Annotated in this window: 26 protein-coding genes; 14 read left to right on the top strand and 12 right to left on the bottom strand. The window is 64.1% G+C overall.

Annotated features, from left to right (window positions below; genetic code table 11):
* Window positions 1–39 precede the first annotated feature (39 nt).
* Window positions 40–219 carry a DUF3553 domain-containing protein gene (locus ACE3OO_RS06505; RefSeq protein WP_374300982.1) on the top strand — a complete coding sequence of 60 codons (180 nt, stop codon included), beginning with the start codon at window positions 40–42 and terminating at the stop codon, window positions 217–219.
* The gene (gene cysQ, locus ACE3OO_RS06500) at window positions 219–983 is read left to right on the top strand and encodes a 3'(2'),5'-bisphosphate nucleotidase CysQ (RefSeq protein WP_374300980.1); all 765 of its coding nucleotides are present in this window, start codon (window positions 219–221) and stop codon (window positions 981–983) included. The genes ACE3OO_RS06505 and cysQ overlap by 1 nt, the downstream gene beginning before the upstream one ends.
* A gap of 11 nt (window positions 984–994) precedes the next feature.
* On the opposite strand, the gene ACE3OO_RS06495 is transcribed toward cysQ, so the two are convergent.
* The 5 genes from ACE3OO_RS06495 to ACE3OO_RS06475 form a co-directional block, all read right to left on the bottom strand.
* Window positions 995–1,633 carry a hemolysin III family protein gene (locus ACE3OO_RS06495; protein ID WP_374300978.1) on the bottom strand — a complete coding sequence of 213 codons (639 nt, stop codon included), beginning with the start codon at window positions 1,631–1,633 and terminating at the stop codon, window positions 995–997.
* Between the two features lie 66 nt (window positions 1,634–1,699).
* Complete coding sequence (locus ACE3OO_RS06490; protein WP_374300976.1) at window positions 1,700–2,266, bottom strand: hypothetical protein; 567 nt, start codon at window positions 2,264–2,266, stop codon at window positions 1,700–1,702.
* Window positions 2,267–2,362: 96 nt separating this feature from the next.
* Window positions 2,363–4,171, bottom strand: a complete 1,809-nt coding sequence (locus ACE3OO_RS06485; RefSeq protein ID WP_374300974.1) for a feruloyl-CoA synthase — start codon at window positions 4,169–4,171, stop codon at window positions 2,363–2,365.
* 163 nt (window positions 4,172–4,334) lie between these two features.
* Window positions 4,335–5,324 carry an MDR family oxidoreductase gene (locus tag ACE3OO_RS06480; RefSeq protein WP_374300972.1) on the bottom strand — a complete coding sequence of 330 codons (990 nt, stop codon included), beginning with the start codon at window positions 5,322–5,324 and terminating at the stop codon, window positions 4,335–4,337.
* Window positions 5,325–5,399: 75 nt separating this feature from the next.
* The gene (locus ACE3OO_RS06475) at window positions 5,400–6,566 is read right to left on the bottom strand and encodes an acetyl-CoA acetyltransferase (protein WP_374300970.1); all 1,167 of its coding nucleotides are present in this window, start codon (window positions 6,564–6,566) and stop codon (window positions 5,400–5,402) included.
* Window positions 6,567–6,871: 305 nt separating this feature from the next.
* On the opposite strand from ACE3OO_RS06475, the gene ACE3OO_RS06470 reads away from it, so the two are divergent.
* The 7 genes from ACE3OO_RS06470 to ACE3OO_RS06440 all read left to right on the top strand — a co-directional run bounded on the left by ACE3OO_RS06470 (window position 6,872) and on the right by ACE3OO_RS06440 (window position 13,079).
* Complete coding sequence (locus tag ACE3OO_RS06470; RefSeq protein WP_374300968.1) at window positions 6,872–7,525, top strand: peptidoglycan-binding protein; 654 nt, start codon at window positions 6,872–6,874, stop codon at window positions 7,523–7,525.
* Window positions 7,526–7,639: 114 nt separating this feature from the next.
* Window positions 7,640–8,032 (top strand): hypothetical protein, encoded by a 393-nt coding sequence (locus tag ACE3OO_RS06465; protein WP_374300966.1) that lies wholly within the window; start codon window positions 7,640–7,642, stop codon window positions 8,030–8,032.
* Complete coding sequence (locus ACE3OO_RS06460) at window positions 8,020–8,334, top strand: hypothetical protein (protein WP_374300964.1); 315 nt, start codon at window positions 8,020–8,022, stop codon at window positions 8,332–8,334. Before ACE3OO_RS06465 ends, ACE3OO_RS06460 begins: the two co-directional genes overlap by 13 nt.
* Before the next feature lie 157 nt (window positions 8,335–8,491).
* Window positions 8,492–8,788, top strand: coding sequence for a Usg family protein (locus ACE3OO_RS06455; protein WP_374300962.1), 297 nt, complete (start codon window positions 8,492–8,494; stop codon window positions 8,786–8,788).
* 87 nt (window positions 8,789–8,875) lie between these two features.
* Window positions 8,876–9,442 (top strand): SIS domain-containing protein, encoded by a 567-nt coding sequence (locus tag ACE3OO_RS06450; RefSeq protein WP_374300960.1) that lies wholly within the window; start codon window positions 8,876–8,878, stop codon window positions 9,440–9,442.
* Window positions 9,443–9,516: 74 nt separating this feature from the next.
* Window positions 9,517–11,319: an asparagine synthase (glutamine-hydrolyzing) gene (gene asnB, locus ACE3OO_RS06445; protein ID WP_374300957.1), complete on the top strand. Its 1,803-nt coding sequence runs from the start codon at window positions 9,517–9,519 to the stop codon at window positions 11,317–11,319.
* Window positions 11,316–13,079: a TylF/MycF/NovP-related O-methyltransferase gene (locus tag ACE3OO_RS06440; RefSeq protein ID WP_374300955.1), complete on the top strand. Its 1,764-nt coding sequence runs from the start codon at window positions 11,316–11,318 to the stop codon at window positions 13,077–13,079. The genes asnB and ACE3OO_RS06440 overlap by 4 nt, the downstream gene beginning before the upstream one ends.
* A 2-nt stretch (window positions 13,080–13,081) precedes the next feature.
* On the opposite strand, the gene ACE3OO_RS06435 is transcribed toward ACE3OO_RS06440, so the two are convergent.
* From ACE3OO_RS06435 to ACE3OO_RS06425, 3 genes are read right to left on the bottom strand one after another with little or no spacing between them, the layout of a single operon-like run.
* Complete coding sequence (locus ACE3OO_RS06435) at window positions 13,082–14,419, bottom strand: dihydroorotase (protein ID WP_374300953.1); 1,338 nt, start codon at window positions 14,417–14,419, stop codon at window positions 13,082–13,084.
* Window positions 14,420–14,423: 4 nt separating this feature from the next.
* Entirely contained in the window at window positions 14,424–15,191 is a 768-nt protein-coding gene (locus tag ACE3OO_RS06430; protein WP_374300951.1) for a glycosyltransferase family 2 protein, read from the bottom strand.
* A gap of 1 nt (window position 15,192) precedes the next feature.
* Entirely contained in the window at window positions 15,193–16,149 is a 957-nt protein-coding gene (locus ACE3OO_RS06425; RefSeq protein WP_374300949.1) for a glycosyltransferase family 9 protein, read from the bottom strand.
* 103 nt (window positions 16,150–16,252) lie between these two features.
* On the opposite strand from ACE3OO_RS06425, the gene ACE3OO_RS06420 reads away from it, so the two are divergent.
* The gene (locus ACE3OO_RS06420) at window positions 16,253–17,122 is read left to right on the top strand and encodes a folate-binding protein YgfZ (RefSeq protein ID WP_374300947.1); all 870 of its coding nucleotides are present in this window, start codon (window positions 16,253–16,255) and stop codon (window positions 17,120–17,122) included.
* A 17-nt stretch (window positions 17,123–17,139) separates the two neighbouring features.
* Complete coding sequence (locus ACE3OO_RS06415; RefSeq protein ID WP_374300945.1) at window positions 17,140–17,748, top strand: DNA-3-methyladenine glycosylase I; 609 nt, start codon at window positions 17,140–17,142, stop codon at window positions 17,746–17,748.
* Window positions 17,749–17,768: 20 nt separating this feature from the next.
* On the opposite strand, the gene ACE3OO_RS06410 is transcribed toward ACE3OO_RS06415, so the two are convergent.
* A complete protein-coding gene (locus ACE3OO_RS06410) occupies window positions 17,769–19,754 on the bottom strand; it encodes an alpha/beta fold hydrolase (RefSeq protein ID WP_374300943.1) in 1,986 nt (661 codons plus the stop codon).
* Between the two features lie 225 nt (window positions 19,755–19,979).
* On the opposite strand from ACE3OO_RS06410, the gene ACE3OO_RS06405 reads away from it, so the two are divergent.
* Complete coding sequence (locus ACE3OO_RS06405) at window positions 19,980–20,726, top strand: winged helix-turn-helix transcriptional regulator (RefSeq protein WP_374300941.1); 747 nt, start codon at window positions 19,980–19,982, stop codon at window positions 20,724–20,726.
* On the opposite strand, the gene ACE3OO_RS06400 is transcribed toward ACE3OO_RS06405, so the two are convergent.
* Together ACE3OO_RS06400 and ACE3OO_RS06395 are read right to left on the bottom strand one after the other, a co-directional pair.
* Entirely contained in the window at window positions 20,701–21,300 is a 600-nt protein-coding gene (locus tag ACE3OO_RS06400) for a DUF924 family protein (protein ID WP_374300939.1), read from the bottom strand. The genes ACE3OO_RS06405 and ACE3OO_RS06400 overlap by 26 nt on opposite strands.
* Window positions 21,272–21,787, bottom strand: coding sequence for a PAS domain-containing protein (locus ACE3OO_RS06395; protein ID WP_374300938.1), 516 nt, complete (start codon window positions 21,785–21,787; stop codon window positions 21,272–21,274). Before ACE3OO_RS06395 ends, ACE3OO_RS06400 begins: the two co-directional genes overlap by 29 nt.
* Before the next feature lie 102 nt (window positions 21,788–21,889).
* Between ACE3OO_RS06395 and ACE3OO_RS06390 the strand changes: the two genes are divergently transcribed.
* Together ACE3OO_RS06390 and hspQ are read left to right on the top strand one after the other, a co-directional pair.
* Window positions 21,890–22,642 carry an SDR family NAD(P)-dependent oxidoreductase gene (locus tag ACE3OO_RS06390; RefSeq protein ID WP_374300936.1) on the top strand — a complete coding sequence of 251 codons (753 nt, stop codon included), beginning with the start codon at window positions 21,890–21,892 and terminating at the stop codon, window positions 22,640–22,642.
* A gap of 31 nt (window positions 22,643–22,673) precedes the next feature.
* Entirely contained in the window at window positions 22,674–23,006 is a 333-nt protein-coding gene (gene hspQ / locus ACE3OO_RS06385) for a heat shock protein HspQ (protein WP_374300934.1), read from the top strand.
* A gap of 28 nt (window positions 23,007–23,034) precedes the next feature.
* Here hspQ and ACE3OO_RS06380 read toward each other — a convergent pair whose 3' ends face one another.
* Window positions 23,035–23,805 carry a sulfite exporter TauE/SafE family protein gene (locus ACE3OO_RS06380; RefSeq protein WP_374300932.1) on the bottom strand — a complete coding sequence of 257 codons (771 nt, stop codon included), beginning with the start codon at window positions 23,803–23,805 and terminating at the stop codon, window positions 23,035–23,037.
* Window positions 23,806–23,807 lie beyond the last annotated feature (2 nt).

The following is a 23,807-nucleotide window of genomic DNA, read 5'->3' as shown; positions in this document are numbered from 1 at the left end:
AGATGTCTGCCGCAGGCAATCAACCGCAAGCGAGTCTTCATGCTGGCCCCTTTTGCGCCCGGCGACTGGGTGGAAAACCCGCTGGAACCCGAATGGGGGCCGGGCCAGGTGCAGTCGGCCATCGGTAACCGCGTGACGGTGAATTTCCTGCATGCCGGCAAGCGCCTGATCAATGCCGACCAGGTGATGCTGCGCCCCGTGGATGCTCCGGAAGACTGATGCCTGCTGATACCGCAAAACTTGCCCCGGCAATCCTCACCCTGGCGCGCAAGGCCGAGGCAGCCATCATGGCGGTCTATGCCACGGCCTTCGAGCAACGCGCCAAGCAGGATGCCAGCCCGGTTACCGATGCCGACGAACAGGCCGAGGCGATCATTCTCGCCGGCCTGAAATCACTCACCCCCGATATTCCCATCGTGGCTGAGGAACAGGCGGCGCGTGGCGAAACACCCGATGTCATGGGCAACAGGTTCTGGCTGGTCGATCCGCTGGACGGTACCCGCGAATTCGTCGACCGCAACGGCGAGTTCACCGTGAACATTGCGCTGATCGATCATGGCATGCCGGTGCTGGGCGTGGTGACCGCGCCGGCGCTCGGTCTGGCCTGGATCGGGCATGCCGGCGGCGCCTGGCGCCATGAAGGCGACACGGTAACCGCGATCCGCGCGCGACCGGTGCCTTCGCGCGGCGCCCATGTGCTGGTCAGCCGCAATCATATCGACCGCGAGGTGGCCGGCTGGCTGAAGCAGCAGCCCGATTGCACCACGCGCACGGTGGGGTCATCGCTGAAATTCTGTCGCATCGCCGAAGGCACTGCCGATCTGTATCCGCGCTTCGCCTCGATCTCGGAATGGGATACGGCGGCGGGGCAGGCGGTGCTGGAGGCGGCCGGCGGCGCGGTGGTGACTTGGCAGGGCGAGCGGCTGCTCTATGGCAAGCCAGGCTTTCGCAACCCCGGCTATCTGGCGCGCGGCGCGACCTGAGTTTATCGATCCTAGGCGATCGCCACGTCGATCAAGATGGCGGCGTAATGGCAGGCTGCCGCGGCCAGCACGAAAACGTGCCAGATCGCGTTCTGGAACGGCAGGCGTTCCCACAGGTGGAACACCACGCCGATACTGTATAGCCCGCCGCCCACCAGCAATAGGATCAGCGCGGCCAGCGATGCGCCATCCAGCAGGGGCTGGAAGGCGGCCAGCACGGTCCAGCCCAGCAGCAGATAGGTCGCCACCGACACGCGCTCGAATCGCATGGGGAAGAAAAGCTTCACGGCCACACCGGCCAGCGCGGTGCTCCACACGAAAGCCAGCAGGCCGATCCCCCATGCGCCGCCGATCACCATCAGGGCGAAGGGCGTATAGGTGCCGGCGATCATCACGAAGATGGCGGCATGATCCAGCCGGCGGAAACGGGCCTTCAGTGCGGCATGGGTGGTCATGTTGTACAATGCCGAGCAGCCGATCATGGCGACCAGGCCAAAGCCGTACAGCGCCAGGCTGACGGCGCGGGACAAGGCCGGGTCGAGCAGGATCATCACCGCCAGCGTGGTGCAGGCGCCCACGGCAAAGGCCAGGCCGATCAGATGCACCGCGGCATCGGCGATGTATTCGGCGCGGCTGATCCGGCGTTGCATGCTGGCCTCCTGACGTCAGGCGGCCAGCTTACCCCGGCAATTGCGGCAGCAGAATGACGGATTGCGTCAGCGTTCCGGCTCGTCGCGCGCCAGGTCGTCGCGGGCACTCGCCGGCGTGGGGGCCACGCCATGCTGGTCGGCAAACCGCAGCAGTTGCTCCGGAGTCAGGGCATCGCGGGCGGCCAGGTGGCCGCGCAGGCGTGCGGCCCGTAACCGGCCCTGCAGGTTGGCGATCCGCGCGGTCTGGCCATCGACCCGGCCGGCATCGATATTGCCCTCGGCAAAAGCGCGTTCCAGCCGGCGTTCCTCGGTCAGGATGCGACGGGCCAGGGCCATGGTCTCGGCCTCAAGGGCGAGCTGAAGCTGGCGAATCTGCTGGCGCTGGTCTTCATTCAGTCCCAGCGATTCCGCCATCTGCAGCAGGGTTTGCGGTGCGGGGAACAGGTTACTCTCGGCCCGGCTGTGATCATCGGCCTGCAGCGGCACGATAATGGCGGCCGTGGGCGGAATCGTCGGAATATCGGCGTCGGATACGGTCGGCGGCGCAGCCTGCTGGCGACCGATCGAGCCGATGGCAAAGCCGGCAGCCAGCGTAAGGCCGAACGCCAGGGTGGCGATCAGGCGGCGCGTCATGAGCGTCTCTCCAAGAATTTCTGCGCCGCAGCGGCGGGACAAATGAAATACGGTCCCGCCAGAATCGGCAGTGGGCGCAGAATAGAGAGACGGATCCTATCTGTCGGTGACGGTGATCACGTCGGCGTCGGGTGTTTCCGCATACAGCCTGTTCACATCCGCGTGACGGCGCTCCAGCACCGCACGCTGGTTGATATAGCCCTTATCGGTGATTTCGTTGGCGTCGATCGAGGGCGGTTCGCTCAACAGAACCACGCGCTGGACTTTCAGCGATGAACCGCCCTGCGCCGCGTTATGCAAACGCAGTTTTGCCGCGATCTGGCGGCGCAGTTCGTCCGGCGCCAGATCCTTGGCCGCCGCCGACGGCCAGGCCAGCAGGCCGACATAGGGCTTGTCCGGTCCGGTCACCACGGCATCCTGCAAAAGCGGCGAGCAGGCAGCGATGGCGGCCACGCGCACGCCGCCCACGTGAACCCAGGTGCCCGTGGTCAGCTTGAAATCCTCGGCGATGCGTCCGTCGAACACCACGCCGCGATCGGGATTGTCCGGATCGGCCAGCCTGGCGGCATCGCCGATCTTGTAGAAGCCTTCCTCGTCGAAGGCCTGTTTGGTCTTGTCGGGTTCGCCCAGATAGCCCGGCGTCACGTTCGGGCCCTTCACGCGCACTTCCAGTTTGCCGCCCGAAGGCGTCAGCTTGAGCTGCACGCCCGGCACCGGCACGCCGATCACGCCGGCCCGCTCGATCGGGAAATGCGCCGCCGTCGCCATCGGTGCCGTTTCGGTCGAGCCCCAGCTCGAGGTCATGGTGACGCGTTTGCCCAGCGTGCGGATCGAAAGGGCCTCCAGCCGCGTCCACAGATCGGGGGGCAGGGCGGCGCCGGCATAGAAGATCAGCCGCAGCTCGGCGAAGAAACGGCGGCAGAGATCCTCGTCCTGCTCCAGATGCGGCAGCAGCATGGCGTAGCCGGCCGGCACATTGAAATAGAGGCTGGGCGAAACCTCGCGCAGGTTGGCGACCGTCTTCTCCACCAGGCCCGGTGCCGGCTTGCCATCGTCGATATGCAATGTGCCGCCCTGCCGCAGCACCATGTTGAAATTGTGGTTGCCGCCGAAGGTGTGGTTCCAGGGCAGCCAGTCGAGCAATACCGGCGGCTTTTCCTGCAGGAAGGGCCATATCTGCGCGATGGCCTGCTGGTTGCTGCTCATCATGCGATGAGTGTTGATCACGCCCTTGGGCAGGCCGGTTGAGCCGGATGTGAACAGGTATTTCGCCACCCAGTCGGGGCCGATCTGCGCCAGCCGCGCATCCACTGCCGCCGTCGGCGCGGTGGCGAGCAGGTCTTTCAGCGCGGTGCCGCCGGTGCCATCGGAAGTCACCACTTCGACGCCGTGCAGATTGAGGCTGCCCAATGCCTTGCCGAACAATCCGCCCTGTTCGGCGAAGATCAGTTTCGGCCGCACCAGATTGAAGATGTGATGCACCTTGGCGAAATCGCCGCTCATCAGTGAATAGGCCACCGAGATCGGCGCCACCGGCACGCCGGCGACAAAGCCGCCCAGCATCAGCAGGGCATGGTCGATGCTGTTGCCCGACAGGATCATCAGTGGCGCGGTCTGGCCCAGACCACGATCGAGCAGGGCCTGGGCGATGCTGCGTGCGGCGCTCCAGGCCTGGGCGTAGGTTACGCGGCGCCAGCCGCCATCCGGCAGGCGTTGCGCCAGAAACACCGTATCGGGCCGGGCCTGGGCCTGGGCCTGCAGCACCAGGGCCATATGGCCGGGATAATCGCCGAGCGATTCCTCGGAATGCAGAATGAAGCTACCATCCGAACGGTCGATGCGGCGGATGCGCGGCGTGGCCAGCGCCAGCGGCAGGAAAGGCGGTTTTTCGCCCTGCTGGATCATCGGGTTTCCTCCCAGAAACCGTATGTTTTTATCGCCGCCCTATTTGTAAGGCAGCATTACAATATTGGCGCCATCATAGCGTCTCGCGACCAGCGCACAAGAGGGAAAAGAAAAGGCCCGGACAAGCCGGGCCTTGGTCTTCGCCGAACCGGGTTGGGCCGGGTCAGGCATTCACGTCGATCACGACGCGGCCGCGGATCTGGCCGGCGATGATCTTCGGCGCCAGGTCGAAAATGTTCGACAAAGGATGCAGCTCGGTCATGGCGGCCAGCTTGTCCTTCGGCAGGTCCTTCGCCAGCTGCCACCAGGCGCGCTTGCGCTTGTGCATCGGCGCCATCACGGAATCGACGCCCAGCAGGCTGACATTGCGCAGGATGAAGGGGAACACGCTGGCGGGTAGGTCGGTGCCGCCCGCCAGGCCGCAGGCCGCGACCCAGCCACCGTATCTGATCTGGCTCAGCACGCTCGCCAGAGTCTGGCTGCCCACCGAATCGATGGCTGCCACCCAGCGTTCCTTGGCCATCGGCGGGCCTTTCTGGTTCAGTTCCTCGCGGGGAATGAAACCGCTGGCGCCGAGTGAGGTGAGATACGCATGCGTTTCCGGCCGGCCGGTGGCCGCGATCACGCGATAGCCTTTCTGCGCCAGCAGGGCGATGGCCACCGAACCGACGCCACCGGCCGCGCCCGTCACCAGCACTTCACCGTCATCCTTGGTCAGGCCGGCATCCTCCAGCGCCTGCACGCACAGCATGGCGGTATAGCCGGCCGTGCCGATCGCCATCGCCTCCTGCATGGTGAAGGCGTCGGGCAGGCGCACCAGCCATTCGCTTTTCATCCGCGCGAAACGGCCATAGGCGCCCCACTGGGTTTCCGACAGGCCGTAGCCGTTCACGATCACCTTGTCGCCCGCCTTGAAGTCCGGATTAGCGGATTCGACGATTGTGCCAGCCAGGTCGATGCCAGCCACCAGCGGCATCTTGCGCGCGATGCGCCCGCCGGTCAGCGCCAGGCCGTCCTTGTAGTTCAGCGTCGAGCAGGCCACCTCCACCAGCACATCATGCGGTGGCAGATCGGCTGTGCTGATGGTCTTGAACGAAGCTTTCGGCTTGCCGTCGACTTCTTCGATCATCACGGCGCGGAAGGTCTCGGGCATTCATGCCTCCTGAAATGCAAATGCCCGGGCCAGAAAAATGCGTCTGGGCCCGGGCATCCTGTTCTTGTCTGGAGTTTAGCGCAGCGGTTCGAGGATCGAGACGTAGTTGGCCACGGCCACGCCGCCCATGTTGAACACGCCGCCCAGCTTGGGGTTCTTCACCTGGATGTCGCCGGCGGTGCCCGAAAGCTGCATCGCCGCCATCACATGCATCGACACGCCGGTGGCGCCGATCGGATGGCCCTTCGACTTCAGGCCGCCCGAGGGATTGACCGGCAGCTTGCCGTCGGCCTGGGTCCAGCCTTCCATGATCGCCTTGGCGCCCTGGCCCGGCGCGGTCAGGCCCATCGCCTCGTATTCGATCAGTTCGGCGATGGTGAAGCAGTCATGGCTTTCGGCGAATGACAGGTCCCAGATGCTCAGGCCGGCCTCGGCCAGAGCATCGGCCCAGGCCTTGGCCGGACCTTCGAAGGCAATCACGTCGCGCTTTGCCATCGGCAGGAAATCCTGCACGTGCTTGGAGGCGCGGAAGGCGATCGCCTTCTTCATGCCCAACGCCGTCTGCACGTCGCTCAGCACCAGGGCCGCGGCGCCGTCGGAGACCATCGAGCAGTCGGTGCGGCGCATCCCGCCCACCACCAGTGGGTTCTTGTCCGACACGGTCTTGCAGAATTCATAACCGAAATCCTTCTGCATATGGGCCAGCGGATTCTTGGCTCCGTTCTTGTGGTTCTTGGCGGCGATCATCGCGGTGGCATCCGACTGGTCGCCATAGCGCTGGAAATACTGCTTCTGGATCGAATCGAACACGCCGGCGAAGCCGCCTTCGTTGAAGATTTCCGTCTTGCGGTAGCTGGCCTTCAGCAGCACGTTGCCGACCACGTCATTGGGCGAGGAGGTCATCTTCTCCACGCCGACGCACAGCACGAAGCGCGCCTTCTTCGCCGCAATGGCATTCAGGCCCTGGAAGATCGCGGCCGAACCGGTCGAGCAGGCATTCTCCACGCGGGTGGCCGGCTTGAAGCGCAGGCCCGGATCGGCCTGCAGCACCAGCGAGGCCGAGAAATCCTGGTCCACCAGGCCGCCGTTGAAGTGGCCCAGATAGATGGCGTCGATGTCCTTCGGCTCCAGGCCGGCGTCGCGGATCGCGCCGACCGCGACCTCCACGATCAGGTCCTCGGCATCCCTGCCATCCAGTTTGCCGAATTTGCTGTGGCTCCAGCCGACGATGCAGGCGGTCATGGCTCTGGTCCCTTTCTCTAGCCGTGCTTGCTTCGGGTCTCGCTCCCGGCGCCGCATCCGCCAGGGTGGGTATTGCCCAAGGGCGGATTCGAACGCTCGGTCGGAAATAAGAGGGGGGCTGCCCGGTGGAAGTCAAGGCGGCCCGGTCATGCGCCTATGGTACCCCATGACGCGGCGGGGATGATCCGCCTTGGAATCGCCGATTTCCGCGCAGAAACTGCCATTGCTGAACATAATAGGAAAATATGCTTGAAAACCTGAAAATAAAAGTATATTCACTATATGTTCAAAACAGGAGATGCCACGTGCCTGCCTACCAGCGCCTGTTCGATCCGCCCAGCCAGGATGATCTTGAATATCTGCCCGACCCGTTTGGCCGGCTGGATATGGGCGGCTATGTCGAGACGCCGGCAGACATCCCCGATCCGGGTTGGGACGCGGCACGCGGCGACTGGATGGACGGCGTGCCGCTTGGCCAGATTTTTGGCGACGGCCTGTTCGACCTGCAATCCGGCGTCGGCGCGGGCCAGGCGAACCGGCGTGGCGACGTATTCAAGCTGCAGGCGTTGCTGCATCGGGAAGGCGTGCTGGATGCCGCCGCCACCGAGGGGCCGACGGGTTACTGGAGCGGTCGCGACGATTACGCCCTGCGCAAGTTCCAAAAGGAGAACGGCCTTGCCATCGACGGCTATGCCCTGCCGGACGGCGAGACCATCTCCACGATCAGGGAATTCTACAGATCGCCGCCCGGCATCCGCACCATGGAAAAGCGCAGCGGTGATCCCGAGCCAGAACTGCGGCCCATCGGTTTGGGTTCTGGCCGACCGGTGAAACCCACGCTGCTGTCCGGTGATCGGGGCACCCAGCAGGAGGCGCAGGTCGATACCGGCACGACAGGCAATCTGCCGGCTGTCTCTGACGTGGCCGTCGCGGAAACGCCACTGCTATATCGCTGGTAGGACCGTGAGCGATCGATCCTGCAGAACACGCCCGGTCGCATACGAATTCAAACCAATCCGAAAGCGGACAGCAAAGACCCCTGGTATCTGGTTAACGGTGCCGGGCGGTCGGCGGTGATGCTGCACGATGACATTATCCGCCGCGAGGCGGCGAAGCAGAAGGTCAATCCTGATCTCATTCGTGCCATAATCTACGCGGAGAATGCACACGGGCATTACTTTGGCGCCGCGCGGGCGGCCGAGGGACTTGGCAAGGCCGGATCCATATTTCCGATGAACATCAACCCAGAGAAATGGTGCGATCTTGGTTTTGCGGGGCGGAATCCCAGCAATCCCGAAGACAACATCCGCGTCGGCGTGACTTTGGTCAAACGCATTATCGAGCGACTTGAGAATCCAGGCCCTGAAGCAATCGGTACGCTGTATAATAGCCTGCCGCAGGACCGGGTCACGGATTACGGCGCCTATATCGGCCGCTTGCTGCAGGAAAAGCCATGGCAGGATTGATGACTGCGGCGAAGGGGTTGTCGTGGCCGTTCCGCCTGCTCGTCAGCATGCTGCTCGGTATATTGTTACCGGTGACATTCTTCGGCTCGATCCTGCTCCAGACCGATGGCACCGAACCGCGCGACTTCTGCATTCCGACTGAAAGAGAATCCGGAATGCTGATGTTGCAGATGAACTCCGGTGGCCAGGCTCCTTATACCTGCGAGCTGAACTGGAGCCTTGCGGTGATTTATATCCTTCCGTCAGCGATATTGTTCGGCGTGCTGTTCTTTGCAGTCTGGACTTTGGTGCGCCGCCGCTAGCAGCCGCGATTGCCGAGTGCCAATCTGCGTGCCGTTTACAGAAAGTTATTGTCATCGGACTGACACTTTCGGCAGGTTTTGACTGAAGGTGTGCCGGCCCGCGAGTCGGTTTGGTCGAGACGTCGGGTGCGGCTCCCGCAGAAGGCAGGAGGCGATAATGTCCGATGTGTCCCGCTCAACGCATCATGCTTCGGCCGAGTGGCTGGAAAAGCTGCTCACCTACCACCTGACCACGGCCGAGATCCTCTACCACATGCCCGATCATCCGCGGCTGCTGCAAAGTTACGTCTGGCAGGATTATGACCTGGCGCCGAAATTTCCCGGTCTGCGCAAATTTCTCGATTTCTGGGAGGCCAGGCTGGACGGCAAGCTGCATTCCGTGCGCGTGGTCTCGGCCCGGATCGTCAGCGCGCAGGATTATCGCGCGGCCGCAGCCAGTTACGACCTGCATTAAGCTTGGTCGGGCGGCCCGGAGGCTGGCTCCGGGCGGTGTCTATGCTAGTCTGCGCGCGGTTTTGCCGTTCATTCGCGCAGGAAATGCATGTCGCTGACTCAGTATCTGGATGAATCCGCCGCCCTGATCCGCCAGACCGCCACGCCCGAGGTGGTCTCTGCCGTGGATGCCGCCATTGAGAAGATCGTGGTGGCCCTGGGTGCCGACCTGCCGTTGCTGGTCTGCGGCAATGGCGGTTCGGCATCCGATGCCATGCATATCGCCGGCGAACTGGTCGGCCGTTTCCTGAAGGAGCGCCGCGCGCTCAACTGCATCGCGTTGGGCACCGATGCCGCCGTGGTCACGGCCTGGAGCAACGATTACGATTATGCCAGCCTGTTTGCCCGCCAGGTCGATGCCTATGGCCGTGCCGGCGGCGTATTGTTGGGCATCTCGACCTCGGGAAACTCGGCCAACGTGATCCGGGCTGCCGAAGCCGCGAAGGCGAAGGGCCTGGCGGTGATCGGCCTGACCGGCAAGGGCGGCGGCAAGCTGAAATCCCATTGCGACATCCTGATCGAGGCGCCATCCGATTTCACGCCGCAGATTCAGCAGATTCATGCCTGCCTGTATCATTACATCTGCGATAAGGTTGAAAGCGCCCTCGCGCCTTAAATCGGGGTTAACCTTTCGGCAAGGCCACGCTCGCTAGGATTGGGGATCGTGGCTCTTTCATTCCGTTTCTCTTCATGTGCGGCATAGCCGGCTATCTCAACTTCCGGAACCGTCGATCCCCCGAGTATGTCGGGGCGACGATCGGACGGATGACGCGCGCGCTGGCCCATCGTGGGCCGGATGACAACGGTGCCTGGTCGGATGCCGATAATTTCTGCCATCTGGGCCACACCCGCCTGAGTGTGCTTGACCTTTCGGCTGCCGGCCATCAGCCGATGGAAAGCCGCGATGGCCGCTATGTCATCAGCTTCAATGGCGAGATTTACAATTTCCGCGCCCTGCGCGCTCAGCTTGAAAAAGCCGGTCATCGTTTCCACACCGGCACTGATACCGAAGTGCTGCTGGCAGGCTTCGCTCAGGTCGGTATCGAGGTTTTCCGCGTCGTCGATGGCATGTTCGCCGTGGCGATCTATGACCGTCAGACCGGCCGCTTGACGCTGGCGCGCGACCGGGCCGGTGAAAAGCCGCTGTATTACGCCGCCGGCGAGGGTTTTTTTGCCTTCGCTTCCGAACTGCGCGCCCTGCTCTGCATCGAGGAACTGCCGGTGGCCTTGTCCGAACCGGCGCTGGCAGAGTATTTCACCCTGCGCTATGTGCCCGAGCCTGGCTCAATCCTCGACCCGGTGCACAAGCTGGAACCCGGCACGCTGCTGCAGATCGACCGCGACGGCCGCCGGCATGTGGAGCGCTATTATGCCTTCGCGATCGATCCCGACCAGGAAGTCGGGCCCGGTCAGGTTGACGCCTATGCGGGCAAGCTCGAGCAGGTTCTGTGCGAAGCTCTGGCCGATCGGCTGAACAGCGACGTACCGCTTGGCATGTTCCTGTCCAGCGGTGTTGATTCCGCGCTGGCCTGCGCACTGCTTGCGGCCAAACTGAAAAAGCCGGTGAAGACCTTCACGGTCGGCTTCGAGGGCGATCCGGCATCCGAGCATGAGGCGGCGCGCGATATTGCCGCGCGGTTGGGCACCGAGCACCATGAATACATCTTTGGTGCGGCCGATTTTGATCGCATCTGCGACGATATCGGTGGCCTGCTCGACGAACCCAACGGAGATCGCTCCTGCGTGCCGACTTATCTGTTGTCGGGTTTCGCGCGGCAGCATGTCACCGTGGCGATTTCCGGTGATGCCGGTGACGAACTGTTTGGCGGCTATGGCCGCTATCCCGGCATAGCCGCGGCTTTCGACCAGAACGCCGATATGCACCCCGTGGCGATGGTGCAAGCCTATATCGAGCAGGGTCTTGCGGTCGCGCCGGCCGATACGGTGCGGGCGGCCTTCCCGCAGGGCTATGATGCCGTGATCGCCTTCTACGAACGTCATGCCCCGGCCTTCATGCATTTGCGGCGTCCGGCCCTGCAGGGCCTGCGGGAACTGGATTTTCGCAGCTACCTGCCCGGTGCCGTGCTGGCCAAGGTGGACCGGATGAGCATGCAGCACGCCCTGGAGGTGCGCACCCCGTTCCTGAGCCCGATCCTGCTTGATCTGGCGGCACGCGCCGGCATCGGCCTGTGCCAGGCCGGCAATGTGCAGAAGCTGGTGCTGCGCCGGTTGCTGGCGCGCTATCTGCCCGAGGCGCATGCCCAAGCGCCGAAGAAGGGCTTCGGCATGCCGGTCAGCGTGTTCTTCAACAACCGGCCGCGCGTGGAATCGGAACTGGCGGCCGCCCATCGCCGTCTGGCTGAAACGCGGTTTTTCGCTGCCCGCCCGGGTGCGCTCGATGCCTTATTCCGGGGCGTCGGCGGCAATATCAACAGCATCTGGGCCACCATTGTGCTGGCGCGCTGGGTCGATACGGTGGAGCGGCCGCTATGAGTGTCGCGCCGTCCAGCGGGCCACAGACCATGGCGGATTTCATCCGCCATGTGTCGGACCGCGCCGCCGACCAGATGCCGGACGATACCGCCAAGCGTGTTGCCGACCTGGCGGCACGATTTGATGCCATCTGTGGCGAGCTGCCACCAGCACCGTTGACGGTCGTGGTGTTCCACCTCTCGTTGCCGCAAGAACACAGCAAGCTGGATTACGCCGATGTCAAGATTGATCTTGGCGCCGTCGATTACGAAGCGGTGTTGCGGCACAATTTCGCTATGGCGCGCGGTTTTAATCCGGATTGCCGCATCGTCTATATTGTCAATGAAGGCGATGCCGTTGGTTTCGTGCCGCCCGATGTCGTCGTCGTGCCGTTGCCGCTAAATCCCGCATGGCTCATGTATGAGCGCGTGGTGGCGATGTGCGCCTTCATGCAGTCGAAGGCTTTTGCCGCCAATACGGTTTTCCTCGACAGCGACGCCTTTGCCAATTGGCCGCTGGCCAGGGTCTTCCGCCTCCCGTTCGATATCGCCGTCACCTCCCGTCCGGATCGCGGGATCATGCCGGTGAACGAGGGCGTGATCTTTGCCGGTCACCGGCCGGGCCAGGCCGCACGTGGTTTCTTCCGGCGTTACCTCGCCACCTATGAAATCCTGCGCGCCGACGCGGCGGTGCAAAGCGTCTATGGCGATATCCGGCGCTGGCGCGGCGGCCAGCTTTCGCTAAACGCCGCGGCAATGGCTTGTGGCGTGTTGGCCGAAAGTGATCCGCAGATGATCGGCGGCGCATGGCTGCGTCACCTGCCTTGCGCGGATTACAATTTCTTCATCCGGGCGAATGTGAATTACCCGCCTGAGCAGTTGCGCCGCAAATATGTGCTGCATCTGAAGGGCGAGACGAAGGGGTGCCTGCCCTTGATTGCCGATTTTCAGCGAGACTGGAAGAAGCAGGTCATGGCGGAGACCATCGGGCCCCCCGCGGGATACATCAAGCCATTCTTCGGATTCTTCAACAAGGAATACAGCGTCGCTCCCTTTGATCGGCCAGAGGTGAAGCAACGCTTCGCCGGCTCGATACAGGATGCCAGCGCCATCCTTGGCGCCAACCGGCCAGGCAGTGGCGCGACAGTGGTCGACGACATGATGGTGTGGTTCCGCAACCTGGGTTTCCTGCAGCAGCCGGATTTCATTTCGGCCTTCGGCTCCTATGCCGAGGACCCGGTGCTGCGCGCGCGGATCTGGCGCGTTTATATGCTGTGCTGGGCGGCGAAAAGCTGCCTGCGCCTGCCGGGCGATTTCATGGATGTCGGCTGCTACGACGGCCGCACGGTCGAGGTGATGGAACGCTATTGCGATTTCCGCAACCAGGCCGGCAAGACCTGGTGGCTCTACGACATGTTCGAGAATCCGCCCGAGGAGGCACGCAAGAGCGGCCATGGGCCGGCACTGTTCGAGCAGGTGAAGCAATCCTTCGCCGCTTGCGACAATGTGCGGGTGATCAAGGGCGCGGTGCCCGAGAGTTTCGCCCAGGGCCTGCCGGAGAAAGTGGCTTTTGCCCAGCTCGACCTGAATGTGGCGGCCCCGGAGCTGGCGGCGCTGGAGGTCATCTACGACCGCATCGTGCCCGGCGGTATCATCGTGTTCGATGATTTCGGCTTTCGCCGCTATCGCGATAGTCACGACGCCGAGATGGCGTTCTTCCGTGCGCGCGGAGACGTGCTCTGGGAAAGCCCGACCGGACAGGGCTTATTCATCAAGCGCTGAGATCAGCCCTCGGGCTGCAGCGTGTCCAGGAAGCGCACCGGGCGGCCGATCGGCTGGCCCAGTTCGCCGTCGCGCATGGCGAACTGGCCGCGCACGATGGTCGCCATCGGCCAGCCGGTCACGCTCATGCCGGTGAAGGGCGACCAGCCGCATTTCGATTTCAGCCAGCTTTCCTCGATGGTCCGTTTCGCCTTCAGGTCGACGACGGTGAAATCCGCGTCGTAGCCCAGGGCGATGCGGCCCTTGCCGGACAGGTTGAACAGCCGCTGCGCGCCGGCCGAGGTCAGGTCGATCAGGCGCTGCAAAGTCAGTTTGCCCTGTTTCATGTGATCCAGTAGCAGCGGCAGCAGCGTCTGCACGCCGGGCATGCCGCTCGGGCTCTGCGGGTAGGGCTTGGCTTTCTCTTCTTTCGTATGCGGCGCGTGATCCGAACCGATCACGTCCACCACGCCGTTGCGCACGGCCTCCCACAAGGCCGCGCGATGCTCGGCCGAACGGATCGGCGGATTCATCTGCGCATACGTGCCCAGCCGGTCGTAGCAGTCGGGCGCGGCCAGGGTCAGGTGCTGCGGCGTGGTCTCCACCGTGGCGATATCCTTGTGGCCGGCCAGCCAGGCCATTTCCTGCGCGGTGGTGACGTGCAGTACATGCACGCGCCGTCCCACCTTGCGCGCCAGCTTCACCAGACGCTGGGTGGCCAGCAGGGCGCTTTCGGCATCGCGCCATTCCGGATGCAGGTGCGCCGTGGCACCCGGCACCTCGGTCAGGTGCTTGCGGTCGCGCATGCGGTATTCGTCCTCGCAATGCACGGCCATGCGCCGTTTGCCATGGCGCAGCACGCGTTCCAGCGTGGCATCGTCGGCCACCAGCAGGTCGCCGGTGGAGGCGCCCATGAACAGCTTCACGCCGACGCAGCCGGGCAGTTTCTCCAGCTCGGGCAGGGTTTCGACATTCTCGGCCGTGGCGCCGACATAGAAGGCATAGTCGCAATGGGTGCGGCCCAGGCCACGCTGCACCTTGTCAGCCAGTTCGGCCGCCGTGGCGGTGCTGGGCTTGGTGTTCGGCATCTCGAACACGGCGGTCACGCCGCCCATGGCGGCGGCGGCCGTGCCGGTGGCGAGGTCTTCCTTGTGCTCCAGGCCGGGTTCGCGGAAATGGACCTGGGTGTCGATCACGCCGGGCAGCACGGTCAGGCCGTTGGCATCAAAGGAGGCAGCGGTATCGGCCTGGCCCAGGCTGCCCAGGGCGGCGATGCGCCCGTCCTTCACGCCGATATCCAGCGCTTCGATGCCGTTGGGCGTGGCCACCATGCCGTTGCGGATCACCAGGTCGTAGCGCATCGCCTCATTCCTTCTCCAGCGTGGCCTTGAGATAGCTGAGCAGCGGATAAAGACCAGCCATCAGGGCGATCAGGAAGCCGTATTGCCCCTCGCGATACCCCTTGCGGGTCACATAGCATTTGTAGAAACGGCTGAAGATGCGCCGCACATTGGCGCGGAAGCTGCCGATATCCTCGCCTGCCTCGGCCCGGGCGCGCAGGTCGGCGGCGCGCGCCGAGGTATAGCGATTCAGTCGCGCGATCATGTCGGTGATGTCGCGGTCCACGTAATGGATCATGCGCGATTTCAGGAAGCGCTTCTCGCCTTTCAGTTCCAGCGCCGGATGCACGCGCTGCTCGCCCCAGCGCTTGGCGCCTTTCGCGAACAGGCGGGGCGCCATCATCACGCCGAAGGCACCGCCCCAGCCCCAGCGCACCAGGCGTTTGCCCACGTAATTGTCGAACGGGACCAGGATATGGCCAAACGGCGCGCTGGCGATCACGTCGCGGATTTCGCGCGCCATCTCGGCCGGCACGCGTTCGTCGGCATCGACTTCCAGAATCCAGTCGCCGCTGCAGGCTTCGATGCCGGTATTGCGGCGCGGGCCTTCCAGCGGCCAGGCCCCTTCGATGATGCGGGCATTGAAACGCGCGGCGATCTCCACCGAACGGTCGGTGCAGCGGTCCAGCACCACCACGATTTCATCGGCAAAGGTCAGGCGCTCGAGGCAGTCGGCCAGCTGGGCCTCCTCGTTATGCGCCACAACCAGGGCAGACAGTTTGGGTGCGCTCATGTCAATCCCGCGAATAACGCCACAGATGCTCGGCGGCGCGCTGCGCCTTGTCGACGCTTAAACTTAGCATATGACTGTCGTGTCGGCGGTAGTCGTAATCCGGCTGCTTGACGATCTCGTCAAAACTCAGGTCGGTGCGCACCGCGGCGGTTTTTTCGCCCCATGGGCCATAGGTTTCCTCGCGGCTGGGGCCGAACAGGCCCAGCGTGGGCACGCCGCTGGCCGCCGCCAGGTGCATCAGGCCGCTGTCGTTGCCGATATAGAGGTCGCAGCGTCGCATGGCGGCCGAAATGGTCGGCAGGTCCAGCTTGCCCACCAGATCGATGCTGCGCTCGGGCGGCAGGTGCTGCAGCGTATCGGCTGCCAGCGCTTCCTCGCCCGGGCCGCCGAACACGGCGATGCGGGCATCGGGCAGGATGCCGTCGGGCGCGGTCAGGCGCCGGGCCAGCTCGGCGAAACGCTCGCCCGGCCAGATCTTGCCGCCCCAATTGGCGGTGGGGCCCAAAGCCAGCACCGGTCGGCCATCGTTGGGCCACAGCTTCGCGGCGGTTTTCTCATGCTCGGCACCGATCCAGACCTTTGGCGCGGCGGGTTCCTTCAGCTTCAGGATCTGCGACAGCACGATCACCTTGTGCATGCGCGAGCCCGAGCCGTGGAAGGTGCGGCGCCGGCGTGCCAGCAAAAACTGGCCGATCCCCGAGCCGCGCAGGTCCAGCACCAGCCACCAGCGCGTGGTGGCCACCTGCTTCCACAATTCCCACCAATGCCCGGCCCATGGCTTTTTCTGCATGACGATCACGCGCTCGAGATTGGGCATGGCCGTGAACAGCCCGGCGGCGGCCGGGCCGCAGGCGATGGTGAAACGCGCCTTGGGGAACTGGCGATGCAGCGAATCGAGCAGGCCGGTCGACAGGATGGCGTCGCCGAGCCGGTTGGACGTGATGAACAGGATGCGCATGGGCCCGCGGCTTTAAGGGTTTGGCCGGTTATAGGGGGGTGGCCTGCCCTTGCCAAGCCGCCGGCTCTCCCATACCTCAGAGGGGCCGAAAACCGGAGCTTTCATGACTGAAGTCACCTGTGTCGCCCTGCCCAACCGGGCCCTGCTGTCCCTGCAGGGGGAGGAGGCGGCCGGCTTTCTCAACGCGCTGGTGTCCAACGACGTTACCGGGCTGCAGCCCGGCCAGGCCGCCTACGCGGCCCTGCTCACGCCGCAGGGCAAATTCCTGCACGATTTCCTCGTCACGCCCGATCCGCACCGGCCCGGCCTGCTGCTGGATGTGGCCGCCGATCGCCTGCCCGACCTGCAGCGGCGCCTGACGCTGTATCGCCTGCGGGCAAAGGTTGGAATCCAGCCCGTCGAGCATTTTTGCTGTTATGCCGCTTTCGGCGATGGGCTTCCCAACCTAACTGGGGCGCCGGCATTTCCCGATCCTCGCTTGCCTGCGCTTGGCTGGCGGATATGGGCGCCTTGCAATGCCCCGCCCAGCCACCTTTCCGATGCTGTCGCCTATGAAGCGCATCGCCTCGCGCTGGGCGTGCCCGATGGCGCGCGCGACATCGAGATCGAAAAAGGCATCCTGCTGGAAAACCATTTCGAGGCGCTCAACGGCGTCGATTTCAGAAAGGGCTGCTATATCGGCCAGGAGCTGACGGCGCGCACCAAGTATCGCGGCCTGGTAAAAAAGCAGCTTCACATCGTGCAGGCCGAAAGCGGAGCAGCCCTGCCGCCGGCCGGCACATTGGTCACGCTGGATGGTGCCGAGGCCGGCGAGATGCGCTCCTCGCTGAACGGCACGGGGCTGGCTCTGCTGCGGCTGGAAGCGGTGGCCAAAGCCGAATCTGATGGCAAGAAACTGGAAGCCGGCGGTCTTGCGCTGCGCGTGCGCCGCCCCGATTATGCCGGTCCGCCGCCAGAGAGCGGCAAGGCGTAAGACTGCGGGGGCGTTACATGGTGAAATCTCTTCCTCACGGCGAGGATGGCCTGTGCCGTTGCGGCTGGTGCGGCAGCGACCCGCTTTATATGCGCTACCACGACACCGAATGGGGCGTGCCGGAATATGACGACCGCGCGCTGTTCGAGAAGCTGATCCTCGACGGTTTCCAGGCCGGCCTGTCCTGGATCACCATCCTGCGCAAGCGCGACAATTTCCGCAAAGCCTTCGACGGCTTCCAGCCCGAGAAGATCGCCCGCTACACGCCGAAGAAGCTGGATGCCCTGATGCAGGATGCCGGCATCGTGCGCAACAAGGCCAAGATCGAGGGCAGCGTGCTGAACGCGCGCGGCTGGCTGCAGATCATGGAAAAGGAAGACGGTTTTTCCAACTATCTTTGGAATTACCTGGACGGCAAACCGAAGCAGAATGCCTGGACCAGCCTGAAACAGGTGCCGGCCGAAACCCCCGTTAGCCAGGCGATCTCGAAGGATCTGCGCAAGCGTGGCTTCACCTTCGTCGGCCCCACCATCGTCTATGCCTTCATGCAGGCGGTGGGCATGGTCAACGACCACATCGTCGATTGCCACCGCCATCAGGCAGTGAAGAAGCTGAAGCGCCGCTAGGCGCTTCAGCTTTTCTTGCGTCAGGCCGCGCGGCCGTCGGCATCCAGTCCCAGCGCCAGCCGTCCGGCCAGCCGCTGCTGCGGCAGGGCGGTCAGCGGATGATAGCGGGCGGCCTGCAGGTCGCGGAACAGCCGTTCCACGCTGTTCACCCGATAGAAGGCACTGCCGCCGGCGGCATCCAGCGCCGCATTGCCCAGTGCCAGCAGGTTGTCGGTCACGGCGCGTTTCAGCGTCATCACCCTGGCCGAGGTTTCCGGGCCGGGCGTGGCATGGTCGGCGATGTCCACCATCTTCTCATGCGCCGCCACGACCGCAGCCAGCGCGGCTTCCATCGCGCCGACCTGCAATTGCGCATCACCCTCCAGTCGCCGTTTTGAGGCCAGCGCCACGGCCTCGTCGCGCAGCCGTTCGCCCACACCGCGATACACGCCGTAGATCAGCGGGAAGGCGATCATGGTCACCAGATGGAAAAAGGGATGCCACACACCGGCCGGGCGTTTCACGGCGATGGCGGCCTCGGGCACGAACACCTTGTCCAGCACCACATCATGCGAACCGCTGGCGCGCATGCCCAGCGTGCGCCAGGTCTGCTCGATGCGCACGCCTTCCGCCTTCATCGAAACGCCGGCATGCAGCACGGTATCGCCATGGATCGCCATGGTCATCAGCAGGTCGCCGGCTTCGGCGCCACTGACAAAACGCTTGCGCGCCGAGATGCGATAGCCGCCATCCACAGCTTCGGCGCTGCCCGAGCCATTCAGCCAGTCATTGCCGCCGGTGGACAGCAGCATCAGGTTTTCGCCGGCCACGCGCTTGAGCAGGCCTTCCACTGGCGCCTTCTCGCGACGCCAGCGCCACACATTGGCCATCAGCGGATGCGTGTGCATCGCCAGGGCCAGTGCCGTGCCGCTGCAATGATGCGCCATCTCGCGCAGCATCTCGCTCACCTCGCGATAAGAGGCATCGCCGCCGCCCAGTTCGGCCGGCACGCCGGCCGCCAGCAGGCCCGCGGCCTTGATCTCGGCGAAATTCTCGGCGGCGAAACGGTCATGGGCATCGTAATCGGCGGCGCGGCGGGCGAACCCGGCTGCCAGCGCACGCACGCGCTCGACCGGACCGCTGTCGGTCGTTGTGGACTTGCGCTGTTCAGTCAATGGCGCATTCATGGGGTGAACTCCTCCTCGGGATTCGATTGGAGGCGACACCATGGCCATGCCAGAGCCGGCGCTAAAGTTCCAATTCGGAACTGCGCGACGCCGCATGTCATGTAGCATCACCGCTGTCGTCGCGGCATGGCTGAGCGGCAGCATGTGTCCGGCATCGGGGATGCAGATCTGCTCCGCCTGCGGAATAACGCGCGCCAGCATCTGCACGATATGACGCGCAGGCTCCGGCGATTGTGCCCCGCTGATCAACAGTGTGGGCACTGTGATACTGCGGCAATCGGCCAGTTGCGTGGCATGGGCAAAGATCGCGGTGAATTCCTGAGCCACCACATCGGTCATCTGCGCCACGGCCTGCTGCGCGGCCGGTGCGAGGCTGTCCCATCGGCCCGCGCCGTTCCAGTAATCGACGAAACGCGCCATGGCTTCCCGTTGCGCCGCAGGCGTGGCGGCGCGCATGCCACGCTGCATGCCACGGCCGATCCGTTCAATCTCGCGGAACAGCGTCTGTCCCCGCAGGTCGCCATCGCGAAGGATGAAGAATGCGGCCGGTTCAATCAGCGCCAGCGATCGGATGCGCTGCGGATGTTTCAGTGCGTAGCCCAGGGCCACCACGCCGCCGAAGGAATGTCCAACCAGATCGAAGGGTTGCGGCAATGGCGGTAATGCTGCCTCGATAAGCTCCACATAATGCAGCAGTGATATGGAATCGCCCGGCGGCCACCGTGCCGTTTCTCCGTAGCCGAACAATTCCGGCCGCAGGAACCGTGGTGAGTCGCCATCCGGCCAAGCGGCGATCACCTTGTCCCAGTGCCGGCGGTCGGCGCCCGAGCAATGCACCATGACTATCGGATGGCCGTCGCCTCTGTCGCCGCAACCGACTGAAAAATCCTCGGGAAGCAAAATGTTAGGCTCTGTGCGCGCATTATTTTGCAATTGCCTTGTGTGGGATTTTGGCATGTATGCTCCGTCATGGCTGACAGGGCGCACCATGACGTTCGCGTGATCGGCGCCATAGTTTTAAAATGGAACTTTGCGCTGACACGCCGCCGGGATAGATAGGCGTGTATGGCAAATCGATACGGTTCCTTCTGCCCCGTCGCCAAAGCTGCGGAGGTGATCACCGGACGCTGGACTCCGCTGATCCTATACGAACTCATGCGCGGCAGCGAACGCTTCAGCGACATCCAGAATGGGGTGCCGCTGATGGCGCGCAGCCTGTTGGCCCGTCGCCTGCGCGAGATGGAACAGGACGGCCTTATTCTTCGCATCCGCGCCGAAGGGCAGCGCGGCCATATCTATCGCCTGACGCCAGCGGGTGATGCCTTGCGGCCGCTGATCGATCTGATGGGGTATTGGGCCACCGACTGGCGGGTGCCTTATATCGATGCGGAAGATCGCAACGTCACCCATCTGATGTGGTCGATGCGCAATGCCTTGCTTGGCGATGCATCGCGCGGCAGCAACATGGTGTTCCATTTCCGCTTCCGCAACGTGCCCAGCCGCGATCACAAGCTGCGGCAATGGTGGATGATCCTGCGCGATGGCGAGATCGATCTCTGCTATACCGATATGGGCTTCGAGGTCGATCTCACCGTTGATGCCGATCTGCTGGAATTCTTTCGTGTCGTGCACGGCATCAAAAGCCTGCGGCAGGCGCGCCGGGCTGGCGAGGTGGAGATCACCGGTCGTGGCGATGCTCTCGACTATTTCATGGAGCGTTTCGGCATCACCGAACCGCCGCAGCCGCATTTCGCCACAGTCTCGGATATCGTGCCGCCCGTCTCGATCAGAACGACGATCCAGGCTGCCTGAGGAACTCGACTTCTTCCGGCGTGCTCTCGCGGCCCAGCGCCGCGTTGCGGTGCGGGAAACGGTTGAAGCGTGCGATGATGGCGCGATGCCGTTCGGCATAATCCAGAAGGTCGTGGCCGGGCAGGTCCTTCTCCAGCGCGGCGAATAGCAGGCAACTGAAATCCTGATCCTCTGGCGCCTCGCTATGCTCGAATGGCATATAGGCGAATTGCCGCATCGCCGGCGGCAGGCCGATATCGAAACCGCGGTCGGTCATCTGTCGGGCCACGGTGCGGGCCCGTTCGTCGCCAGCAAAAGCCCTCGCGCTGTTGCGGAACAGATTGCGAGGAAACTGGTCGAGCAGAAGAACCAGGGCCAGGGCGCTTTCCGCCTGTCCGGCCCATTCCTCGTATCCACCGGCCAGCGCCGTCTCGACGGCCGCGTCGAAACGCCGGCGGATTTCCTCGTCGAAGGCTGGGCTCTTCTCCCACCACACTTTGCGCGGCCGCAGCGCTTCCGGGCCGCCTCGGTCGAACCAGAAATCCAGAATGATAGCGGGAGTGATGTCAGAGGGTGTTGCGGTAGCGCGGCTCATTGCCCAGATTTTCCCATAGCCAGTAACCGATCAGATGGCGCGGCTGGTCCTGATCGTCCAGCAGGGGTGATATGATGCGTTGAAATACGGCGAATTCATGATTGGGCAGGGGCGTGGCGCGGTGTGCATAAGCGGGCTCGCCGCCGGCCAGGATGACGGCATATTCCGCCTGCAGGGCGGCGACGGTATCCGGCGCATGCACCTCGTCGAAATAACAGCCGCTGAGATTGCGTTGCACCGCCTGGGTATGGTTGTCGCCCAGCAGGCGATAGCGGATGCGAATGGCGCCGTTATCCTGCGGCAGCCAGTCGAAGATGCCGATCCCCGGCAGCAGGCCGCGTGGCATTTCCAGCGGGTCGATCTCGCGGCGACGCGGCAGGCGGCCGGCCCGTTGCCGCAGGCCCCGCCAGTAATCGAGGAATTGCGCCAGCGGCAGCGGCAGCGATTCAGGCCAGGCGGTATCGAGGTTGCGTTCCGCGATCTGCATTTCTATCCCCCGTCGCCAGACTAGAGGCGAGCCGGACGGGACTGCAAGGACTGTCGTCACGGCGCCCGGGTCTGCTAGTTTGGGGAAAAGGGAGGACGTTGTATGAATGTCATCGATCTGAAGGGCCGGCGCGGCGTGGTCACCGGCGGGGCACAGGGCATCGGCCGGGCCATCGTCGAACGGCTGCTGCGGTCGGGCGCCTCTGTCGCGATCTGGGACCGCGATGCCGCGCTGGCAACCCGGGTGGCCGGTGAACTGGCCGGGCTGGGCCGGATCGAGGCGGTGAGCGTGGACGTCACCGACTGGACCAGCGTGGAGCAGGCCGCGGCGCAGACCCGAGCATTGCTGGGCGGCATAGATCTGCTGGTGAACAATGCCGGTATCGCCGGGCCGAATGCATCGCTGGACAGCTATCCGCTGGCCGACTGGAATCAGGTGATCGCCATCGACCTAACCGGGGTGTTCCATTGTTGCCGCGCCGTGGTGCCGCTGATGAAGGCGGCCGGCTATGGCCGCATCGTCAATGTCGCTTCCATTGCCGGCAAGGAGGGCAACCCCAATGCTGCCGCCTATTCGGCGGCCAAGGCCGGGGTGATCGCCCTGACCAAGTCGCTGGGCAAGGAACTGGCCGGACAGGATATCGCGGTCAACTGTATCACCCCGGCGGCGGCGAAAACCGCGATTTTCGACCAGATGACGCAGACGCATATCGACTATATGCTATCCAAGATACCGCGCGGCCGCTTCGTCGCGGTGGATGAGATCGCGGCGATGGTGGCCTGGCTGCTGTCGGCGGAGAATTCCTTCACCACCGGGGCAGTGTTCGACGTCAGCGGCGGCCGTGCCACGTATTGAGTCAGTATCTTTAGAGTATGCGGGGAAAAGAATGCCCGAAACCCGGGTTGCAAAATTCGCCATCGGCGATGTGGTGCGCCACAAGCTGTTTCCGTTTCGTGGTGTGATCTTCGATGTCGATCCGGTGTTCAACAACACCGAGGAATGGTGGCAATCCATCCCGCCCGACCTGCGCCCGCGCAAGGACCAGCCTTTCTATCACCTGCTGGCTGAGAATGCGCAGTCGTCCTATGTGGCGTATGTCTCGGAGCAGAATCTGCTGCCTGATTCAGAGGCCGGCCCGGTGAACCATCCCGATATCGGCAAGTATTTCGCCGGCTTCCGCGATGGCCGCTATCACTGGCGCGCTGCGCCCCGGATGTAAGTCTCTCCGGATGTGATCCGGCGGGCCGCTACAGAAGTTTTCCGATCAGTGCGATCAGGGCCGGCATGTTGATGCCGATCAGCACCAAGCCAACGGCGCCGGCGATCAACCGGCCGGGCAGCCTGTTGACAAGGAAGGCCGCCACCGGCGCGGCCAGCAGGGCGCCGATCATGATGGCCAGCGCGGTGCTGCCGATCGTGGTTAGCGTGGCCGCGCCCAGCCAGAAGGAAAACACCGCGGCCTGCACGGCGGCCACGATGGGCTCGGCCGTGTTGGCCGAGCCGACAGCCTTGCGCGGATCACGGCCCTGCATGATCAGGCTGGTGGTGACGATGGGGCCCCAGCCGCCGCCGAAGGAATCGAACAGGCCACCCAGCAGGCCAGCGGTGGCGGGGCGGCCTTTCGGCGCATTCGCGACATCTAGGCTGCGCCGCCAGCGCAGGGCGCGCAGGATCACCACGATGCCCATGAAGCCCAGATACAGCGCGGCCAGCGGGCGGATCACATTCAGCGGCAGCAGCGCGATCACGCTGGCGCCGACGATGCCGCCGATGATGCCAGGCAGGATCAGGTGGCGGCATACCGCCCAGTCGATATTGCCGAATTTCCAGTGCGACAGGGCCGAGGCGATGCCGGTGGGAATCTTGGTGACATGCACGGCGGCGCTGGCCACGGCCGGCGGCAGGCCGGTCGCCACCAGCACGCTGCTGGCGATCACGCCGTAACCCATGCCGATGGCACCATCGATAAGCTGCGCGGCGAAGCCGACAGCGGCAAAAAGCGCCAGATCGAAATCCACGC

The sequence above is a fragment of the Ferrovibrio sp. genome, assembly GCF_041906005.1.
GTDB lineage: Bacteria > Pseudomonadota > Alphaproteobacteria > Ferrovibrionales > Ferrovibrionaceae > Ferrovibrio.
Note: the sequence above shows the minus strand (reverse complement) of the source record. Positions and strands in the feature narration are given on the sequence as shown.

Excerpts from the sequence above, each read along its gene's own strand:
- ACE3OO_RS06505 (WP_374300982.1), top strand. The coding sequence starts at position 40 with ATGCTGGCCCCTTTTGCGCCCGGCGACTGGGTGGAAAACCCGCTGGAA.
- cysQ (WP_374300980.1), top strand. The coding sequence starts at position 219 with ATGCCTGCTGATACCGCAAAACTTGCCCCGGCAATCCTCACCCTGGCG.
- ACE3OO_RS06495 (WP_374300978.1), bottom strand. The coding sequence starts at position 1,633 with ATGCAACGCCGGATCAGCCGCGCCGAATACATCGCCGATGCCGCGGTG.
- ACE3OO_RS06490 (WP_374300976.1), bottom strand. The coding sequence starts at position 2,266 with ATGACGCGCCGCCTGATCGCCACCCTGGCGTTCGGCCTTACGCTGGCT.
- ACE3OO_RS06485 (WP_374300974.1), bottom strand. The coding sequence starts at position 4,171 with ATGATCCAGCAGGGCGAAAAACCGCCTTTCCTGCCGCTGGCGCTGGCC.
- ACE3OO_RS06480 (WP_374300972.1), bottom strand. The coding sequence starts at position 5,324 with ATGCCCGAGACCTTCCGCGCCGTGATGATCGAAGAAGTCGACGGCAAG.
- ACE3OO_RS06475 (WP_374300970.1), bottom strand. The coding sequence starts at position 6,566 with ATGACCGCCTGCATCGTCGGCTGGAGCCACAGCAAATTCGGCAAACTG.
- ACE3OO_RS06460 (WP_374300964.1), top strand. The coding sequence starts at position 8,020 with ATGGCAGGATTGATGACTGCGGCGAAGGGGTTGTCGTGGCCGTTCCGC.
- ACE3OO_RS06455 (WP_374300962.1), top strand. The coding sequence starts at position 8,492 with ATGTCCGATGTGTCCCGCTCAACGCATCATGCTTCGGCCGAGTGGCTG.
- ACE3OO_RS06450 (WP_374300960.1), top strand. The coding sequence starts at position 8,876 with ATGTCGCTGACTCAGTATCTGGATGAATCCGCCGCCCTGATCCGCCAG.
- asnB (WP_374300957.1), top strand. The coding sequence starts at position 9,517 with ATGTGCGGCATAGCCGGCTATCTCAACTTCCGGAACCGTCGATCCCCC.
- ACE3OO_RS06440 (WP_374300955.1), top strand. The coding sequence starts at position 11,316 with ATGAGTGTCGCGCCGTCCAGCGGGCCACAGACCATGGCGGATTTCATC.
- ACE3OO_RS06435 (WP_374300953.1), bottom strand. The coding sequence starts at position 14,419 with ATGCGCTACGACCTGGTGATCCGCAACGGCATGGTGGCCACGCCCAAC.
- ACE3OO_RS06430 (WP_374300951.1), bottom strand. The coding sequence starts at position 15,191 with ATGAGCGCACCCAAACTGTCTGCCCTGGTTGTGGCGCATAACGAGGAG.
- ACE3OO_RS06425 (WP_374300949.1), bottom strand. The coding sequence starts at position 16,149 with ATGCGCATCCTGTTCATCACGTCCAACCGGCTCGGCGACGCCATCCTG.
- ACE3OO_RS06420 (WP_374300947.1), top strand. The coding sequence starts at position 16,253 with ATGACTGAAGTCACCTGTGTCGCCCTGCCCAACCGGGCCCTGCTGTCC.
- ACE3OO_RS06415 (WP_374300945.1), top strand. The coding sequence starts at position 17,140 with ATGGTGAAATCTCTTCCTCACGGCGAGGATGGCCTGTGCCGTTGCGGC.
- ACE3OO_RS06410 (WP_374300943.1), bottom strand. The coding sequence starts at position 19,754 with ATGGTGCATTGCTCGGGCGCCGACCGCCGGCACTGGGACAAGGTGATC.
- ACE3OO_RS06405 (WP_374300941.1), top strand. The coding sequence starts at position 19,980 with ATGGCAAATCGATACGGTTCCTTCTGCCCCGTCGCCAAAGCTGCGGAG.
- ACE3OO_RS06400 (WP_374300939.1), bottom strand. The coding sequence starts at position 21,300 with ATGAGCCGCGCTACCGCAACACCCTCTGACATCACTCCCGCTATCATT.
- ACE3OO_RS06395 (WP_374300938.1), bottom strand. The coding sequence starts at position 21,787 with ATGCAGATCGCGGAACGCAACCTCGATACCGCCTGGCCTGAATCGCTG.
- ACE3OO_RS06390 (WP_374300936.1), top strand. The coding sequence starts at position 21,890 with ATGAATGTCATCGATCTGAAGGGCCGGCGCGGCGTGGTCACCGGCGGG.
- hspQ (WP_374300934.1), top strand. The coding sequence starts at position 22,674 with ATGCCCGAAACCCGGGTTGCAAAATTCGCCATCGGCGATGTGGTGCGC.